A 16,797-nucleotide genomic window follows, 5' to 3' on the forward strand; every position below is an offset into this window, starting at 1 on the left:
CCTGTAAATTGCATTCACTTGTAAGCTGGATTTAATAATGGATCAGCTCAGACGTTACGCCATCTTCGCCGCCGTGGTGGAGGCGGGCACCATGACGGGGGCCGCCAAGGCCCTCGGCATGACCCCCTCCGCGGTCAGCCAGCATATAGGCCAGCTGGAGAGCCTGCTCGGCCTCACCCTGCTCCATCGCTCCACCCGCCGCCTTAGTCTGACCGAGGCGGGGGAGGTGGTATGGCAGGGGTGCCAGTCCCTGCAACAGACCCTCAACCAGACCGAGCTGCGCCTCTCGGAAGTGCGCGACAGCCTGCTCGGGGAGGTGCGGATCACCGCGCCCGTGGGCATGGCGGGCCAGCCGCTGGCGCTGGCCTTGTCACCCCTGTTGCAGGCCCATCCGGGCCTCTGCATCCAGATCATCGCCGACGACGAGAAGCGGGATCTCATTGCCGAGCGCATCGACGTGGCGCTGCGGGTCGGCTCCCTGCCGGACTCCACCCTGGTGGCCCGCAAGCTGGGCCAGACCCGGATGCTGCTCTGCGCCGCCCCCGCCTACCTGGCGCGCAAGGGGACGCCGCGCACCCCCGCCGATCTGGCGACTCACGACTGGCTCAGTGGCGACATGCTGGGGAGTGGCTTGCTGCTCCTTGACGAGCGAGGGGGCGAGCACAGGGTGAGGTTCAAGCCCAGGGTGCTCTGCAACAACGTCCTACCCCTGCGCCAGTTTGCCCTGGCGGGGCAGGGGATCTCCCTGCAACCCGAGGGAGAGGTTGGCGAGGATCTCGCCCAGGGCCGCCTGCTGGAACTGCTGCCAGGCTTTCGGGTGCCGCCCATGGAGATCCACGCCATCACCCCCCAGCGAGAGATCCCGGAGAAGGTGCGGCGGGTGATCACCGCCCTGCGCAGCCATTTCGCCGAGCCAGGGGGGACGGCGCGCCCGCTGTAGCACCGACCAAAAGCAGAGGGCAGCCCGTTGGCTGCCCTCTGTTTATCGCAATGACCCCGGCGCTACTTCATATAGAGACCGCCGTTGATGGCCAGGGTCTCCCCCGTGATATAGGCCCCCGCTTCGCTGGCGAGGAAGGCCACGGCGGCGGCTATCTCCTCGGGTTTGGCGAGGCGGCGCATGGGAATGTCGGCCTTGATGCTGTCGAGGATGTCGGTGCGGATCGCCGCCACCATGGGGGTGGCGGTGTAGCCGGGGGCGATGGCGTTGACCGTGACCCCGAAGCGGGCCCCTTCCGCCGCCAGCGCCTTGGTAAAGCCCAGCATGCCCGCCTTGGCCGCCGAGTAGTTGACCTGACCGAACTGTCCCTTCTGGCCGTTGACCGAGGAGATGTTGATGATGCGGGCATCGCGCTGCTCGCACATGGCGTCGAACAGCGGCTGGGTCACGTTGTAGAGGCTGCACAGGTTGGTGTGGATCACCTCGAACCACTGATCCGGCGCCATCCGCTTGAAGGCGCCATCCCGGGTGATGCCGGCGTTGTTGACCAGCACGTCCACCCGGCCCTCCTCCTGCAACAGGCGGCCCAGGGTCTCGCGGCACATGGCGGTGTCGGCCACGTCCAGCGCCAGCAGCCGCACCTGATCCTGGTGATAGCCCTGCTCTGCGTACCAGTCGTGGGCCGCCGCACTGTTGACGCTGGAGTGGGTGGCGATGATGCGATACCCCTGGGCCAGCAAGGCGGTGGTGATGGCGGATCCGATGCCGCCCCGGGCTCCGGTGATCAAGGCAATCTTCTTCATCTTGGCTCTCCCTGCATATCACGAGTTGAACTGTGCCCCTGGGGGCAATTGACAACATTGTTTGCAAACAATGTGGCAGGGAAAGGCGTCATTTTTGTGACAGGGGGGCGCCTGGGGGAGGGGGCTCGCGAGGGGAAGCCGTGCCGGCAGCGGCCAGACGCCGGGGTTGCCGGGGCCGCACAAGGCTTGCCCCCGGCACGGCGGCCATGTTTAATGTGGCCACTTGGGCGAATGCGCCCCTTCGCCGGCACAGAGCCTGACCACAGCATGACAAGCTCCCCCGCTTTCCCAGACCCGGCGCCACGGACGCGCCCCCATTTCACCCGCATCGAGCGAGTGCTCGACTACATTCACGCCCACTTGGATCAGCCCCTGTCGCTGGAGCAGCTGGCCGAGCAGAGCTGCTGGTCGCGCTGGCAGTTGCAGCGGGTCTTCTTGCATGAGACCGGCCAGACGGTGGCCCACTATGTGCGCGAGTTGAAGCTGAGCCTGGCGGCGGAGGCGCTGCTCTCGAGCCGTCAGCGGGTACTGGATCTGGCGCTGAACCACGGTTTTGGCTCGGAAGTCAGCTTCAGCCGGGCCTTCAAGCAGCACTTTGGCTGCTCCCCCCTGGCCTATCGCAAGCGGGGCCTGCGGCTGGGGCTGCGTACCCCCCTGGTTCGGGTCCCCATGCCCCTGGCCAGTCCCCCCAGACTGGTGCAGGTGCGGGTGGAGAGCCGGCCTGGGTTCACCCTGCACGGCGTCAGGGGGGAGATCCGGGGCCTGTTTGCCAGCGAGCCCGATTTTCAGCAGACGGTGCCCGCCATCTGGGGCGCCTGGCGCGAGGCGGGGGGGCGCCTGTCCTCCAGCGAGTTGCTCGGGGTGGTGGACGTGTCGGGGGCGGGGGAGCGGCTGCCTTACTGGGCCGGGGTGGCGGCAGAGGAGGGGAGCGAGCCCGGCCCCGGGCTGGCGCGCCTCAGGGTGCCGGCACAGGAGTACGCCGTACTCAGCCACCTGGGCCCCATCGATACGCTTGGGCAGTGCCTCAACTGGTTCATCCTGCACTGGCTGCCCTCTTCCAGCTATCGCGGGTTGGATGGCTTCGAGCTGGAGCGCTATGCCCCGGGCTTTGACGGCCAGCAGCCCGATGCCTCCATGGAGTACTGGCTGCCCATAGCGCCCCGCTAGGCTCGGCAACGAGACGCCTACATGATCTCAGGCGGCCAGCCCCGTCAGTCCGCAGGGTGAACCCGGTTCTTGCCCGCCTCCTTGGCCTGATAGAGTGCCCGATCGACCCTTGCTATCAGCTGTGCGGCCGATTCATGGCGCCACAGCCCCAGCCCCGCCGAGAAGGTCACCACCAGTCCGGCCTCTCGCCATTGACGCTGCAGGACCCGAAGGCGCCAGCGCTCCAGCAGGGCCAGTGCCTGGGCCTCGTCTTCCCCCGGGATCAGGATGGCCAGCTCCTCCCCGCCGTACCGGTAGAGCCTGGCCAGGCCGTCGGCCACCGTCCCCCCTTCCTGCGCCACGGCCTGGAGGACGCTGTCGCCCACCAGGTGCCCCAGCTGGTCGTTGATGGACTTGAAGTTGTCCAGATCTATCATGCCGAGGGAGAAGGGGCGGCCGTCAGCCAGATGGCTGGCCAGATCCTGATCGAAGCTGCGGCGATTGAAGAGGCCGGTCAGGGCATCCGTGTTGGAGGCGGCGACGGCTTCCTGCATCTGATGATGGGCGCTTTGGATCTCCTGGCGCAGCAGCTCTCCGGGCTTGCTCATGTCGATGCGGCCGACGCGCATCAGGGCGATGATCTCGACGATCATCTTGTTGATGGCATGGCGCAGTGAGCCCCAGCAGAGCAGGCAGATCAGCAGGCAGCCCGCCACGGCGATCTGCAACTGATAGGATTCGCTGTGGCTGGCCTCCTTGAACTCGGCGTCGCTGACGGTGTAGATGGCGAACCAGTCCGGGTTGGAGAAGGCGTAGTAGTAGACATGGGTCTGGTGCTCGGCGTCATAGAGATGGTCGGCCCCGTTGGTCATCTGTGCGATGAGCCGTGGCGCCAGCTGGCGGTGAAACAGGTTGCCCACATTGGCGTGCAGCAGGGTGTCGCCGGTACGGGCGATGAGATAGAACTCCCCCTTGAGGGGGCTCTTGAGCAGGCGCAGGGGATGGCTCATCTGCTCGAGATCGAGCTCCATGGCCAGGGTGCCGAGGGGAAAGCCCTCCCTGTCGACGATGGGCCGGGAGACGGAAATGGTCCGCTGCTGGTCAATCCTGCTGGCGTAGTGGTCCGTGTAGCTGACGAAGAGGGGGCGGGAGGTAGCGGATTTGAACCAGGGCCGCTCCCTGGCATCAAAGTCCGCCTCGACCGGCAGGTGGGGGACAGAGTTGAAATGCCCCTGCTGATCGGCGACCAGGATGCTTTTCACATAGGGGGTGAGGGACAACGTTTGCATCAGGGTCTTGCGAAGGGGGGCGTGCCCGTTGCCGAGGAAGGCCTGCAGGGCGGGCTTGTCAATAAAGCTGCCGGTCTCGTTGAGGACGTGCTCCAGCGGCTTGAATTGCAACGCGATGAACTGGGTCGCCATGTTGTGCACGAACATGGCGGCCACCTTGTGATACTTCACCTCGGCCGCACGCTGGATGCTGCAGCTGACCCCCACCAGGGCGGTGAGCAGGGTCAGCACTATCACGGCGAAGGAGACGTGGAGCTGGGTGTGACAGTGCAGATCTTTATTGATGATGTCATTCATTGGCGTGATCGTTTGGCCTCGTATCGTCTCAAACAGGACTGATAAAAGGGGCCGCATACTATCGCCATCCCTGTCGGCAGGGCTTGACCCGGATCAAGGGTGTGGATGAAAAAAGAGCAAACACTCTAAAATGAAGGCCGGATGCGGATGGCTGATCCGGCCCGGTTCGGCCAGCAGGGCAGGGGGCCTTGAGGCCACCCCGGCGAAAGCGCATCCAGACCAGCCCCAGGCCGCATCCTCTCCATTTGGCTTCCCCTGCACTCTATTTCACTCGTCACGAAGTCAGATGGCGCCCTTCTCTCCCCCTTTCTTTGTCACTGACCCGCCAACATGCCCCAAATTGTTAATTCCGGGGCAATTTAGAACAATAAAATGCAAATGATATTTGTTACTATTCACATGCAGTAGGCAGTCGAGGATCAGATGCAACTTGTTCACCCCCCATTGACCGTGGTCGCCGCGACCATCTCTACCCTGTTGGCAGGCTCTGTGCTGGCCGCCGCGCCCAGCAGCCAGGACGCGGCGCTGGCCGACGAGACCCTGACGGTGCTGGGTCAGACCTATCGCAACACCGCGACCAAGACCCGGCTCGACCCCATAGAGACGCCCCAGGCCATCTCGGTAGTGGAGAGCGAGACCCTGGAACAGCGTGGCGTCAGCTCGGTGAGCGAGGCGCTGCGCTACGTGCCCGGGGTCAATACCGAGCTGCGCGGCGGGGCGGTCAACCGGCTGGATCTGTTCAACATCCGTGGCTTTGACAACTACCAGAACTTCTATGACGGCCTCTTGCTGCAGTACAACGAGTGGAACCTGCAACCCCAGATAGATCCCGTGGCCATAGAGCAGCTGGAGGTGTTCAAGGGGCCGACTTCGGTGCTCTATGGCAGCATGCCGCCGGGCGGTATGGTCAACCTGATTGCCAAGCGCCCGCAGCGGGAAGCCAAGCACAGCGTCAGCCTGGCGACCGGCACCGGCACCCTCAAGGAGATGACCCTCGACAGCACAGGGGCCATCAACGACCAGCTCGCCTACCGTGTGGTGGGGCTGGCCCGCCAGAAGGAGGGGCAGGCGGTGACCTCCGAAGAGGAGCGCTACGTCTTTGCGCCCTCTCTGGACTGGCAGCTCGGCAAGCGCACCCTGCTCAACCTGAACCTCTACTACCAGAAAGACCCCGAGGCAGGCATCTACACCACTGTACCCGCCAGCGGCTCGGTCAAAAGCAACCCCCTGGGGCAGCTTGGCAGCGATACCTTCCTTGGCGACCAGAACTGGAACGAGTACAACCGGGATGTGACCCTGCTCGGCTACAAGCTGAGCCACGACTTCAACGTGAACTGGCAGGTGCTGCAAAACGCCCGCTACATGGATGCCTCCGCCTATCAGCGCAACACTTACAACGCGGCCCTGGCGGCGGACAACCGCACCCTGGCCCGCAACGCCTACCTGACGGATGAAGACTCGAGGGGCTTTGTCATCGACAACCAGCTGGCGGGCAAGGTGATGACGGGGCCGGCCCAGCACAACCTGCTGCTTGGGGTCGACTATCAATATCTGGACGCGCGTATCCTCTATCAGGACACCCTCGACTACTCTGCCCCCGCCATCGACATCTTCAACCCGGACCACAACCAGATCCGGCCGGATGCCCTGGCCTTCTCCTATGAGGATCGCAAGACCATCCGTCAGTCCCAGACCGGTGTCTATCTGCAGGATCAGGTGCGCCTCGACCGGCTGGTGGCCATAGGCGGCGCCCGCTACGACAGCTACCGGATGGACACCGACAGCCGCGGTCTCTACCTGGGGGCCGCCAGCCAGTCCCTGGCCCAAGTCGATCAGGACAACCTCTCCTTCCGCCTCGGCGCCCTCTACGAGCTCGACTATGGCTTGTCGCCCTATGTGAGCTATGCCGAGAGCTTCGAGCCGGTACCGGGGGCGGACAAGAGCGGCAAGGCGTTCGATCCCTCTACGGGCCACCAGTGGGAGGGGGGACTCAAGTTCCTCTCCGAGGACATGAGCAAGACCTTCACCGTCGCCGCCTTCCATATCACCAAGCAAAACGCCCTGGTGACGGATCCGGACAACGTCTACGGGCCCAAGCTGCAGACCGGCGAAATCGTCTCCAAGGGGATAGAGCTGGAAGGGCGCGCCGATCTCACCAGCCGGTTGGATCTGGCGCTGAGCTATACCCGCCAGAACATGGAGATCACCAAGGACACCACAGACTTGCAGGGCAAGACCCCGGTCTGGGTGCCCAGGCAGATGGCCTCCTTGTGGAGCAACTACCAGGCGGGCGGCAGCCTGGAGGGGATGCGGGTCGGCGCCGGCCTGCGCTACGTGGGGGAGGCCCAGCTCGATGCCGCCAACACCGACACAGTGCCGGATTATCTGCTGATGGACATGTCCGCCTCCTATGATCTCGCCGCCCTCAGCGCGAGTCTGAAGGGGGTGGGGGCATCCCTTAGCGCCAGCAACCTGCTCAACAAGACCTACTACTCCTGCTACGACCAGAACAACTGCTGGTTCGGGGCTGAGCGCAATGTGGAGGCTCGACTCAAATACGTATTCTGACCTTGCGCCCCGGACCTGCGCCGGGGCATGCCCTCTCTGCGGGTCCCGATGGCCGCCAGTACGCCCTGCCTCGCGGCCTCGGCACCCTGGCGGTGAACAGCCAGCATACCCTGCTGGCGGATCACGACGCCCTGTTTGCGGCGGCGGCCGGGCTCATCCCCTCCCTCAAGGGGCAGTTGGTGGGGGAGTCCTCCGCTCTGCTGACGGCCCCCTCTCATGGCGCCCCGAACGAGGTCGCGGCTGCCCTGCATGGCCACTGGCAGCAGGCGCACCCTGAGGCGGGGGCGGCCTACTGGTTGACCCGCAGCTGGGGCATGCTCTGCTGGCAGTCCATCTATCTCGCCATGGTTGCCGTCTATCGGGTGGGGGCGGTGCCCGCCCTGGATCGGATGGGACAGGGCTATCAGGAGGGGCTGGTGTCCGGCTTCAGCCTGCCGGCGGAGCCCATGATCAAGGGGGAGGTGAAAATTCTGATCAAGACGGCGGGTGAGCGGTTGCAGGCCCACTGGCAGGAATTGTTCGCACTGCTTGGAGAGGTGCAGCGGCTACGCCCCGGCTTCGTGCGCCCGCTCCTGGCGGACGATCTGCTGGCGGCCCTGGTGCGGGTGCCGGATTTCTTCGGGGAGATAAGCCCCGAGGTGGTCCAAGCCCATGCGCCGCTCTGGCTCGCCGCCTGCGGCCTGCCCGCCGGGCATCTGGCGGGCTGGCGTCCGGCCTCGCTCCCCCGGGATGAGGCTTTTCCTGGCTATGTGCGCCAGCGCTGCTGCCTGCACTACAGGCGAGGGGATGGGGAGCTTTGTGGCAACTGCCCGAGACGGCAGGGAGCCGCCAGCTGCGACTAGGGATCCTGAGGCGCCTGAGAGCAGGCACATCGAGCTGCGTGAGCGCCGCCCCCTGGGGCGGCTTTTTCATGCCCTTTACTGTTCGGCCATCTGGCTGCGAATGCGCTCGAACAGGCTCTGCAGGCAGGGCTGATCCCGATCAGCGGCCCGCACGGCCCCGTACATATGGCGGCGGATCCCGCTGCCCAGGGGGCGCGCCTCGAGCAAGCCCTGGCGCACGAACTCCTCGCTGGCCCAGCGCGGCAGGGCGGCGACACCGAGCCCGGCGGCGGCCATCTGCAACATGACGGAGGTGTTGTCCACCGGCTTGCAGCGGGCGGGCTCCACCCCGGCGGGTTGCAGGAAGCGACTGAACACGTCCATGCGGGCCCGCTCCACCGGGTAGACCAGCAGCACCTCCTGCTTGAGATCCTCCGGGGCTATCTTGGCCTGGTGACAGAGGGGGTGATCGGGGGCCATCACCAGGGTGAGATCGAAGGCGAACAGGGGCTCGAAGTGGAGATCCCCGCGGGGCTGCACGTCCGAGGTGAGCAGCAAGTCCAGTTGGCCGCCGAGCAGGGCGCTGATGGCATCGAAGCCGGGTACCGACTCCACCTCGAGCGCCACCCCGGGCCACTGGCGGCGAAAGCCCGGCAACAGCGGCAGCAGCCACTGGATGCAGCTGTGGCAATCGAGCGCCAGGTGCAGCCTGCCCGCGTCGCCGCTGTGCAGGGCCAGCAGCTGGCGCTCGGTCTGGGCCAGGGCGGGCAGCACCTGACGGGCCAGGGCCAGCAGATGCTGGCCGGCCGCCGTCAGCACCAGGGGGCGGCTCTTGCGCAGATAAAGCTCCAGGTTGAGGCGGGTCTCCAGCTCTTTCAACTGGTGGGAGAGGGCGGACTGGGTGAGGTTGAGGCAGAGGGCCGCCCCCGCCAGTGAGCCCTGCTCGGCCAGGGCGCTGATGGTCTTCAGGTGCTTGAGATCTATGCCCGCGTTGGTGTTCTGATGGCTGGTCGACTGGTTGGGCACACCCATGGCACTGCTCCTTTGTGTGTCAGTTGAGGATTTCTTGAGAGCCAGTTGAAGAGGATTCAATAGCCAAGGCCACCTTATCTCGTCACTCTAGATGTGTAAACATCTGGATGGCTAAATCATCCAGTTTCCCATCAGATGAATGAGCATAAGGAATTGGACCTATGACACGAGCACACACCCTGGGCTTCCCCCGTATCGGCGCCAAGCGCGAGTTGAAATTTGCCCTGGAATCCTACTGGCGCGGCGAGACCACCCAGGCCGAGCTGGTCGCCGTGGGCAAGAGCCTGCGGGAACGCCACTGGCAGGCCCAGCGCGCCGCCGGGGTCAACCTGCTGCCGGTGGGCGACTTCGCCTGGTACGACCAAGTGCTCGGCACCAGCCTGCTGGTGGACGCCGTGCCTGCCCGTCACCGCCATGTTGTCGATGGTAAGAGCGACACCGATCTCGACACCCTGTTCCGTGTTGCCCGTGGCCGTGCGCCGACCGGCCCCGCAGCTGCCGCCGCCGAGATGACCAAGTGGTTCAACACCAACTATCACTATCTGGTGCCCGAGTTCAGCCGCGACCAGCGCTTCAAGCTGGGCTGGAGCCAACTCTTTGAAGAGGTCGAAGAGGCCAAGGCGCTAGGGCTGCCGGTCAAGGCGGTGCTGCTGGGCCCGGTCTCCTACCTCTGGCTCGGCAAGGAGAAAGAGAGCGGCTTCTCTCGTCTGGAATTGCTCGACCGCCTGCTGATCGTCTATCAGGAGATCCTGGCGAAACTGGCATCCCAGGGAGTGGAATGGGTGCAGATCGACGAGCCGGCCCTGGCGCTGGACCTGCCGGACGAGTGGCGCCTGGCTTACCTCAATGCTTACGAGCGCCTGAGCGGTCCCTGCAAGCTGCTGCTCACCACCTATTTCGGCTCGGTTGCCCATCAGCGCGACATCATCACCAGCCTCAAAGTGGATGGCCTGCACCTGGATCTGGTGGCCGCCCCCGAGCAGCTGGAGACCCTGGTCCCGCACTTGCCGGCCCAGTGGGTCCTCTCCGCTGGCGTCATCAACGGCCGCAACGTCTGGCGTGCCAACCTGGGCAAGCTGGCGCCGACCCTGAAAGCATTGAAAGCCAAGCTCGGTGAGCGGCTCTGGGTGGCCTCTTCCTGCTCCCTGCTGCACAGCCCGGTGGACTTGACCCTGGAGCACGAGCTGGACGGCCAGACCCGCAGTTGGTTCGCCTTCGCCCTGCAAAAGTGCTACGAGCTGGGGCTGCTCTCCGACTACCTGGATGGAGGGGATCTGGACAAGATCACCGCCTACAGCCAGCCCATCGTCGATCGGGAGTCCGACAGCCGGGTCCACAAGCGCGCGGTGCAGTCCCGTCTGGCCAGCCTCACCAACAGCGATTTTGACCGCCAAAGCGCCTATCCGGTACGCGCCGAGGCCCAGCGCATTGATCTCAAGCTGCCGCTCTTGCCCACCACTACCATAGGCTCCTTCCCGCAGACCTCCGACATCCGGTTGCTGCGCCAGGAGTGGCGGGCCGGTCGCATCGACGACGCTGCCTACGAGGCGGGCATTCAGGCCCAGATCAAGGATGCCATCGCGCGTCAGGAAGCAATCGGGCTGGACGTGCTGGTGCACGGCGAGGCCGAGCGCAACGACATGGTGGAGTATTTCGGCGAACTGCTGGACGGCTTTGCCATCACCCGCTTCGGCTGGGTGCAGAGCTATGGCTCCCGCTGCGTCAAGCCGCCGGTGATCACCCGGGATATTGACCGCCCGACCCCCATGACGCTTGCGTGGACCAAGTTTGCCCAGAGCCTGACCGACAAGCCGGTCAAGGGGATGCTGACCGGGCCCGTGACCATCCTCTGCTGGTCCTTCCCCCGGGAAGACGTGAGCCGCGAGCAGTCCGCCCTGCAAATTGGCCTGGCCATTCGCGACGAGGTGGCAGATCTCGAAGCCGCCGGCATCAAGATCATCCAGATCGACGAACCGGCCATCCGCGAAGGCTTGCCCCTGCGCAAGCAGGATCACCAGGCTTACCTCGACTGGGCGGTGCGCGCCTTCCGCCTGAGCGCAAGCCCTGTGGTGGACAGCACCCAGATCCACACCCACATGTGTTACAGCGACTTCAACCTCATCATAGAGGCGGTGGCGGCGCTGGACGCGGACGTCATCACCATAGAGACCAGCCGCAGCCAGATGCAGTTGCTCGAGGCGTTCGAGCGCTTCAACTACCCCAACGAGATCGGGCCGGGCGTCTACGACATCCACTCGCCGAACGTGCCGAGCCAGGGCTGGATTGAAGACCTCATCCGCAAGGCGGCCAGACAGATCCCGGCCGATCGCCTCTGGGTCAACCCGGATTGCGGCCTCAAGACCCGCGGCTGGGAAGAGACCACGGCTGCCCTCAAGGTGATGGTCGATGCGACCCGGGCGCTGCGAGCCGAACTGGCCTGAGCGGCCTCTTACTGCTCGGCAGACAACGCAAGAGCACTGAGATAACGACAGAGGGAAGGCGCAGGCCTTCCCTCTTTTTTGTATGCAGGCCCTGAGGCCCCCTCAGGGGGCGAGCAGCAGGGGGGCGCCGGTTTGCGGGTATGGTGCTGGGCTTTGCGGCCTGTGCCACCCCTGCGATGGTGCCTCTCGCGCCAGCGCCTCGGCCAGCCAGCGCCCGTCGAGGGGGATGGCATTGCGATCCTCGATCACCAGATTGAGGTGCTGGGCGCCGAGGCAGCCGTAGCGCGCCGGGTCTGTCTGGGTGAAGAGGCCGAGGCAGGGCACGCCGCTCGCGGCCGCCAGATGCAGGGGACCTGTGTCGCAACTGACGAAGAGGGCGAGACCGCGGGTGAAGCGGGCCAGCTCGCTCATGCTGGCCAGGGATAGGTGCAGATCCCCCAGCAGGGGTTGGGGGCAGGCCGGATCTTCGAGCTGGATCAGCAGGGCATCCGGACTGTGGCGGCGCAGATCCCCGAGCAGTCGCCGCCACTGGGTGGCGGAGAGCCCCTTGCCCTTGCGGGCGCCGGTGAAGAAGCCGATGAGGGGGCGGTTTGGGTGGGCCCGCCGCAACGCGGCCAGCGGCGGGCAGGGTACCTGGATCTCGCTGCCAAGCTCAATCTGCTCCGCCGGGTTGCCATGGCGACCGAGCAGTTGCAGGGGCTGGTGGGCGTAGTGGCAGCCACTGTCGGGGCGGAGGGGCTGATCGAACAGGGCATCCCCCTTGGCGTCGTCAAAGCCGAACTTCTCGCCGGCCCGCACCCAGGCGGCGATCAGGTGATCCGTGCTGGAGGCAAACGGCACATAGACGCTGTCATAGTGCCGCTGGCGCAGGCGCCACAGCACCGCCAGGGCGCCGATCAGCTGCTTGCCCTGCAAGCGGACCCGATGGATGGCCCCCAGTTGCAGATCGGCGAGAAAGGGGAGCAAGGGGCCGCCGCTGCACACCAGCTCGATCTCGGCGTTGGGGTGATCCCGTCTCAGCCGCTGCAGAAAGGGCAGCAGGAAGAGGTTGTTGCCGATGCGGTTGGTGCTGCGAATGACCAGGATCCGCCTGCGCGCCTGAGGTGAGGGGGGCAGGCGGCCCCGTCTGGCCAGCCAGGCGAGGGTGGCCCGCTCCAGCCCGGCGGTCCAGCTGCGGCGCTGGCCATCGAAGCGGCGCAGGGCATCTCTGAGAGTCTTCATAGCGTTTGGCTCCGTTCATGAGGATGGCAGCAAGGTGACAGCCGACCCTTAAGCCAGCGTTAAGAGGGAGGAAAAAGTGCCGTGGAGCCGGTGGCGGCAGGATCAGCGGGCAATAAGCCGGGTGGTCAACCCCTGGCGGGCTGGTATTGGACCGGGGTTACTGGCTAGAATTGCGCATTTGAAATAAATGTTATCGTCTTCGGGAGCAGGATGCAGTTCAGGGATTTTTTGCCGGTATCGACCAATACCAGCCTCAAAGAGAGTTGTTACGGTGCCCTCGGCGCCTTCGTCGGATTGCTGGGCACCGCCTGGCTCTGCCAGTGGGGGTTGGGGCTGGAGGTGCACTGGCTGATCGCCCCCATGGGGGCCTCCGCCGTGCTGCTGTTTGCCGCCCCGGCGAGCCCCCTGGCCCAGCCCTGGTCCATCCTGGTGGGCAACGGGGTCTCGGCCCTGATGGGGGTACTGAGTGCCAGCCTGGTGCCGGACATGGCCCTCGCCTCGGCCCTGGCCGTGATGCTGGCCATCGCCGCCATGTTCCTCACCCGCAGCCTGCACCCGCCCGGCGGGGCCGTGGCCCTGACCGCCGTCATCGGCGGTGAGGGGATCCGGGCGCTGGGGGGGGGTTATGTGCTGCTACCTGTGCTGCTCAACTCCCTGCTGTTGTTGAGCCTGGGGCTGCTCTACAACCGCGCCCTGGGGCGCCGTTATCCCAATGGCGGCAAGGTGGCGCCCAATCGTCACCAGACGGCGGATCCCCAGCCGAGCGCCCGGCTCGCGACCCAGGACATCGACTTTGCCCTGGACAAGCACGGGGAGCTGCTCGACATCAGCCGCCAGGATCTGCAGGAGCTGCTGCAGGAGGCCCAGCTGCACGCCCTGCGGGGGCGAGTGGGCACGGTGCGCTGTCAGGATGTGATGTCGCGGGATCTGGTGGTCAGCTCCCCAGAGGCGTCAGCCATGGCGGCCTGGGATCTGCTCTCTCACCATCAGATCAAGGCGCTGCCGGTGGCGGACGAAGAGGGCCGATTGGCGGGCATCATCACCCTGCATGACCTGATGATCGACAGGGAGAGCCGCCAGCCCAGGGGGCGGGAGGCGCTCGAGCAATTGCGGGTGGCGGATCTGATGACCCGGGAGGTACGGGCGGCGCGGCGCTACCAACCCCTCTACGATCTGGTAGAAGCCTTCTCCGACGGAGGCTTGCACCACATGCCTGTGGTGGAAGGAGAGCGGCTGGTGGGCATCATCACCCAGTCCGACATGGTGGCGGCCCTGTTCACCCTGGCCTTGCAACCCGGGCAGGCGGAGGAGGCGCCCGCCTGCGAGCCATAAGAAGCGGGCCCCTTGCGGGGCCCGTTTTGTTCAGGGTTTGGGGTAGACGGTCTCCCCCATGAAGACCGTCTGCTCGACCCGGGTCTGTGCGATCTGCTCCGGCGTGCCGGCCTTGACCAGGGCGAACAGGTCCCGGTCCAGCACGATGAAGTCCGCCGACTTGCCCGCCTCGATGGAGCCGGTGATCGCCTCCTGACGTACCGCCCTGGCGCCGTTGATGGTGTAGGCGGCCAGCATCTCGGCAAGGGAGGTGCGCTGACTTGCCCTGAAGTCGTCGCCGCTGCCGGCCGCCTTCACTATGCCGGCGGCCATGTTCTCGAACGGGCGCGGGTCCCGGCTGTCCACCGGGGCGTCGCTGCCCGCCACCAGCACGGCGCCAGCCTGGCGCGAACTCTCGACCGGGTAGAGGGCGTCATGGAGATAGCCCATGGGGTCGTAGATGGCTTCGCTCAGGGACTGTCCCACCCTGGTTGGCTGGATGAAGGGGCTGACCAGCATGTCGTAGGCAAGCTGGGGCGTGGTCCAGGCATAGGTGAAGGTGAGGTAGAGGCCAAGTTCGCCGAGGCGTTTCTGATCGTCCGGGTGCACCACCTGCAGGTGGGCCAGGGTGTGGGGGATGCCGCTCTCCCCGTTGCTGGCGCGGGCCGCCTCCAGGGCATCGAGGGCCACCCGGGTGCTGCGATCGCCGATGCTGTGCATGTGGATGCCAAACCCGGCCCCATCCAGCGCAGTGACGTAGCGCGTCAGATCCGCCTCCTTGTAGTTGACTATGCCGTTGCTGCCCGCATCCTCGCTGTCCGCTGTGATGCTCACCTCGCCGCTGTCGGGATCCAGGGCCAGATGGGGACTGTGGTAGTTCTCCAGCATGCCGGCATTGGGCAGGAAGGGGGGGCTGGTGAAGGGATCCCCCTCCAGCACGCCGTCGAGGAAGATCTTGACCGCATCGGCCTTGATCAGCGGGTTGCCTGCGAAGGCGTCACGCACCTGGTTCGCCTTGGCCAGGTGCCCGTCGATGTCCAGCTTGCCGCTGTAGTCATCCTGGTTGAAGCAGGTGGCAGCGGTGACGCGCATGTGCAGCAGATCCTGGTCCTGCATCTTGAGCATCCGCTCCCGGATGAAGTCGTTGGCGCAGGCATCCTGCACCCCCGTGATGCCGCGGGACGCCATCAGCTCGGAGATGGCGGGGAGTATCTTGTCATACTGGGCCTCCGCCTGTTCCCCCTCCGCGCTCAGCACCCCGGTGTCGGGGACTGCAATGGCGCTGCGGGCCGCGTCCCGGATCACGCCGGTTGCCAGATCCACATAGGGGATGAAGGCCTCGAACACGCCGCCCGGGGCCAGGGTGGTGGCATTGAAGCCGACCACATTGCCGTCCTCGTCCTGTGCCAGCGCCAGCGCCTGGGAGTTGTAGCCGCCGGCATGGCCGTCGACCCCGGCCAGCATCACGGGGTTGTTCGGCGCCGCCGCATCCAGGGCCGCCAGCAGGGTGGCATGGGTGGCGGTCGGGGTGTTGCCGTCATAGGGCGACCACTGGTTGACCACCAGCCAGTCCCCGGGGGCCGGGGCGTAGCGGGGCAGGCACTCGCTGATCTTGGCCGCGAGCTGATCCAGGTTGACGCTCTGGCCGTCCAGATCGCACATGTCGAGCGCAACCGTGCCGAGCAGGTGGATGTGGTTGTCGTGCAGCCCTGGCAGCACCATCCTCCCTTGCAGATCCACCACCTGGGTCGCACTGTTCTTCAGGGCCTCGGCCCCCGCGCGGGAGCCCACGTAAGTGAACTTGCCCCCTTGCACCACCATGGCCTCGGCCTGGCTGCGCTGCCCATCCTGGGTGTGGATCTTGCCGTTGAGATAGAGGGTGTTGCCGGGCGGCGGCTCACTGCTGTCTTGCTGGCAGCCGAGCAGGCCGCTCACCAGCAGGGCGATGGCGCCCAGCCTGAGACGGGGGTGTTTGCTATCCATAGCGCGCTCTCCTTGGGTTAATTGCAGTTTTTACTGCAGATATGAGCACTTATGGTTATTGCAGCTATTCTGAAAAATGCCAGTGATTGCTGCACTTTTTTTGACTTGTGTTTACCTTGTCTCATCATGTAGTTATGACAACCAGTCGCCCCTTGGGGGCGGAGACCGCATCGGGGGAAGAGAATGTCACAACACGAGCTGCCGGCCGAACTGTGCATGCGGCGCCAACCCAGGCAACTGCGCAGCCAGGAGGTGGCGAGCCGCATCGAGCAGGCCACCCTGGCCCTGTTGCAGGAGCAGGGGTTTGCGGCCCTCAACACCAACGCCATCGCCGCCCGCGCCGGGGTGGGCATCAAGTCGCTCTACCATCTGTTCCCCAACAAGGAGGCCATCATCTGCCGGCTGGCCCTGGACTGGCTGGCGGCGGTGTGCGAGGCGCAGGAGAGCATCCGCGAGCAGGCCGACAGCTGGCCGCAGACCCTGCTGATGCTGGACGAGGCGCTGGAGGCGCTGGATGAGCGCTTCGTCGGCTATGGGGCGCTGTGGCAGGCGATGGATCTCATTCCCGCCCTGCACGGGGTCGAGCAGGAGCACGAGGGGCGTCAGGTAGCCTTCTGGTCCGAGCGGCTGCGCCACTTTGGCTGCCGCTGGCCCGAGCCCGAGCTCACCACCCTGGTGCGCTACTTCTACCGGACCGCGGACGTGGCCAAGCAGTGCACCAAGGGACAGGGGGAGGCGGGGGCGCAGCTGTGGCAACTGCATAGACGCTGGAGCGAGCAGCTGATGATGGCGGCCATCGAGGAGCCGGATCCCGCCCGGGTCTGGCAGTCGATGCCGGGACTGGCGCCGGGTTGCCAAGCCGCCGCGAAGGGGGGCGAATAGAAGAGAGGCGAATAAAGAGAGGGAGTGCCAGGCACTCCCTCTCTTGCATCTGGCATTGCGCCC

At 65.6% G+C, this 16,797-nt stretch carries 12 protein-coding genes; 7 read left to right on the forward strand and 5 right to left on the reverse strand.

Annotation, left to right across the window (positions count from 1 at the left end; genetic code table 11):
* Nucleotides 1-37 precede the first annotated feature (37 nt).
* Complete coding sequence (locus Aeroheme_RS09220) at nucleotides 38-940, forward strand: LysR family transcriptional regulator (protein ID WP_168235231.1); 903 nt, start codon at nucleotides 38-40, stop codon at nucleotides 938-940.
* 62 nt (nucleotides 941-1,002) lie between these two features.
* Here Aeroheme_RS09220 and Aeroheme_RS09225 read toward each other — a convergent pair whose 3' ends face one another.
* On the reverse strand, nucleotides 1,003-1,743 hold the full coding sequence (locus tag Aeroheme_RS09225; protein ID WP_025327172.1) for an SDR family oxidoreductase: 741 nt from the start codon (nucleotides 1,741-1,743) through the stop codon (nucleotides 1,003-1,005).
* A 186-nt stretch (nucleotides 1,744-1,929) separates the two neighbouring features.
* On the opposite strand from Aeroheme_RS09225, the gene Aeroheme_RS09230 reads away from it, so the two are divergent.
* The gene (locus tag Aeroheme_RS09230; protein ID WP_411167232.1) at nucleotides 1,930-2,910 is read left to right on the forward strand and encodes a helix-turn-helix domain-containing protein; all 981 of its coding nucleotides are present in this window, start codon (nucleotides 1,930-1,932) and stop codon (nucleotides 2,908-2,910) included.
* A gap of 44 nt (nucleotides 2,911-2,954) precedes the next feature.
* Here Aeroheme_RS09230 and Aeroheme_RS09235 read toward each other — a convergent pair whose 3' ends face one another.
* Nucleotides 2,955-4,475 carry a diguanylate cyclase domain-containing protein gene (locus Aeroheme_RS09235; RefSeq protein WP_411167131.1) on the reverse strand — a complete coding sequence of 507 codons (1,521 nt, stop codon included), beginning with the start codon at nucleotides 4,473-4,475 and terminating at the stop codon, nucleotides 2,955-2,957.
* A 423-nt stretch (nucleotides 4,476-4,898) separates the two neighbouring features.
* Here Aeroheme_RS09235 and Aeroheme_RS09240 point away from each other — a divergent pair, with 423 nt between their 5' ends.
* Complete coding sequence (locus Aeroheme_RS09240) at nucleotides 4,899-7,043, forward strand: TonB-dependent siderophore receptor (protein ID WP_411167132.1); 2,145 nt, start codon at nucleotides 4,899-4,901, stop codon at nucleotides 7,041-7,043.
* Between the two features lie 65 nt (nucleotides 7,044-7,108).
* On the forward strand, nucleotides 7,109-7,885 hold the full coding sequence (locus tag Aeroheme_RS09245) for a siderophore ferric iron reductase (RefSeq protein WP_411167233.1): 777 nt from the start codon (nucleotides 7,109-7,111) through the stop codon (nucleotides 7,883-7,885).
* Nucleotides 7,886-7,960: 75 nt separating this feature from the next.
* Here Aeroheme_RS09245 and Aeroheme_RS09250 read toward each other — a convergent pair whose 3' ends face one another.
* On the reverse strand, nucleotides 7,961-8,896 hold the full coding sequence (locus Aeroheme_RS09250; RefSeq protein ID WP_411167133.1) for a LysR substrate-binding domain-containing protein: 936 nt from the start codon (nucleotides 8,894-8,896) through the stop codon (nucleotides 7,961-7,963).
* A gap of 161 nt (nucleotides 8,897-9,057) precedes the next feature.
* Here Aeroheme_RS09250 and metE point away from each other — a divergent pair, with 161 nt between their 5' ends.
* Complete coding sequence (metE, locus tag Aeroheme_RS09255; protein ID WP_411167134.1) at nucleotides 9,058-11,337, forward strand: 5-methyltetrahydropteroyltriglutamate--homocysteine S-methyltransferase; 2,280 nt, start codon at nucleotides 9,058-9,060, stop codon at nucleotides 11,335-11,337.
* 102 nt (nucleotides 11,338-11,439) lie between these two features.
* Here metE and Aeroheme_RS09260 read toward each other — a convergent pair whose 3' ends face one another.
* A complete protein-coding gene (locus Aeroheme_RS09260) occupies nucleotides 11,440-12,558 on the reverse strand; it encodes a glycosyltransferase family 9 protein (RefSeq protein WP_408848878.1) in 1,119 nt (372 codons plus the stop codon).
* 210 nt (nucleotides 12,559-12,768) lie between these two features.
* On the opposite strand from Aeroheme_RS09260, the gene Aeroheme_RS09265 reads away from it, so the two are divergent.
* Nucleotides 12,769-13,890: an HPP family protein gene (locus Aeroheme_RS09265; RefSeq protein ID WP_411167135.1), complete on the forward strand. Its 1,122-nt coding sequence runs from the start codon at nucleotides 12,769-12,771 to the stop codon at nucleotides 13,888-13,890.
* A gap of 30 nt (nucleotides 13,891-13,920) precedes the next feature.
* Here the strand turns inward: Aeroheme_RS09265 and Aeroheme_RS09270 are convergent, their stop codons facing one another.
* Nucleotides 13,921-15,852: an amidohydrolase gene (locus Aeroheme_RS09270; protein WP_393935878.1), complete on the reverse strand. Its 1,932-nt coding sequence runs from the start codon at nucleotides 15,850-15,852 to the stop codon at nucleotides 13,921-13,923.
* A gap of 183 nt (nucleotides 15,853-16,035) precedes the next feature.
* Between Aeroheme_RS09270 and Aeroheme_RS09275 the strand changes: the two genes are divergently transcribed.
* Nucleotides 16,036-16,734 (forward strand): TetR/AcrR family transcriptional regulator, encoded by a 699-nt coding sequence (locus tag Aeroheme_RS09275; RefSeq protein WP_411167136.1) that lies wholly within the window; start codon nucleotides 16,036-16,038, stop codon nucleotides 16,732-16,734.
* Nucleotides 16,735-16,797: the final 63 nt, after the last annotated feature.

This window comes from Aeromonas sp. DSM 116730 (genome assembly GCF_046581335.1).
GTDB lineage: Bacteria > Pseudomonadota > Gammaproteobacteria > Enterobacterales > Aeromonadaceae > Aeromonas > Aeromonas rivipollensis.

What these genes read in the sequence shown, in the direction of transcription:
- Aeroheme_RS09220 (WP_168235231.1), top strand. Translation starts at nt 38, where the DNA reads ATGGATCAGCTCAGACGTTACGCCATCTTCGCCGCCGTGGTGGAGGCG.
- Aeroheme_RS09225 (WP_025327172.1), bottom strand. Translation starts at nt 1,743, where the DNA reads ATGAAGAAGATTGCCTTGATCACCGGAGCCCGGGGCGGCATCGGATCC.
- Aeroheme_RS09235 (WP_411167131.1), bottom strand. Translation starts at nt 4,475, where the DNA reads ATGAATGACATCATCAATAAAGATCTGCACTGTCACACCCAGCTCCAC.
- Aeroheme_RS09240 (WP_411167132.1), top strand. Translation starts at nt 4,899, where the DNA reads ATGCAACTTGTTCACCCCCCATTGACCGTGGTCGCCGCGACCATCTCT.
- Aeroheme_RS09250 (WP_411167133.1), bottom strand. Translation starts at nt 8,896, where the DNA reads ATGGGTGTGCCCAACCAGTCGACCAGCCATCAGAACACCAACGCGGGC.
- metE (WP_411167134.1), top strand. Translation starts at nt 9,058, where the DNA reads ATGACACGAGCACACACCCTGGGCTTCCCCCGTATCGGCGCCAAGCGC.
- Aeroheme_RS09260 (WP_408848878.1), bottom strand. Translation starts at nt 12,558, where the DNA reads ATGAAGACTCTCAGAGATGCCCTGCGCCGCTTCGATGGCCAGCGCCGC.
- Aeroheme_RS09265 (WP_411167135.1), top strand. Translation starts at nt 12,769, where the DNA reads ATGCAGTTCAGGGATTTTTTGCCGGTATCGACCAATACCAGCCTCAAA.
- Aeroheme_RS09270 (WP_393935878.1), bottom strand. Translation starts at nt 15,852, where the DNA reads ATGGATAGCAAACACCCCCGTCTCAGGCTGGGCGCCATCGCCCTGCTG.
- Aeroheme_RS09275 (WP_411167136.1), top strand. Translation starts at nt 16,036, where the DNA reads ATGTCACAACACGAGCTGCCGGCCGAACTGTGCATGCGGCGCCAACCC.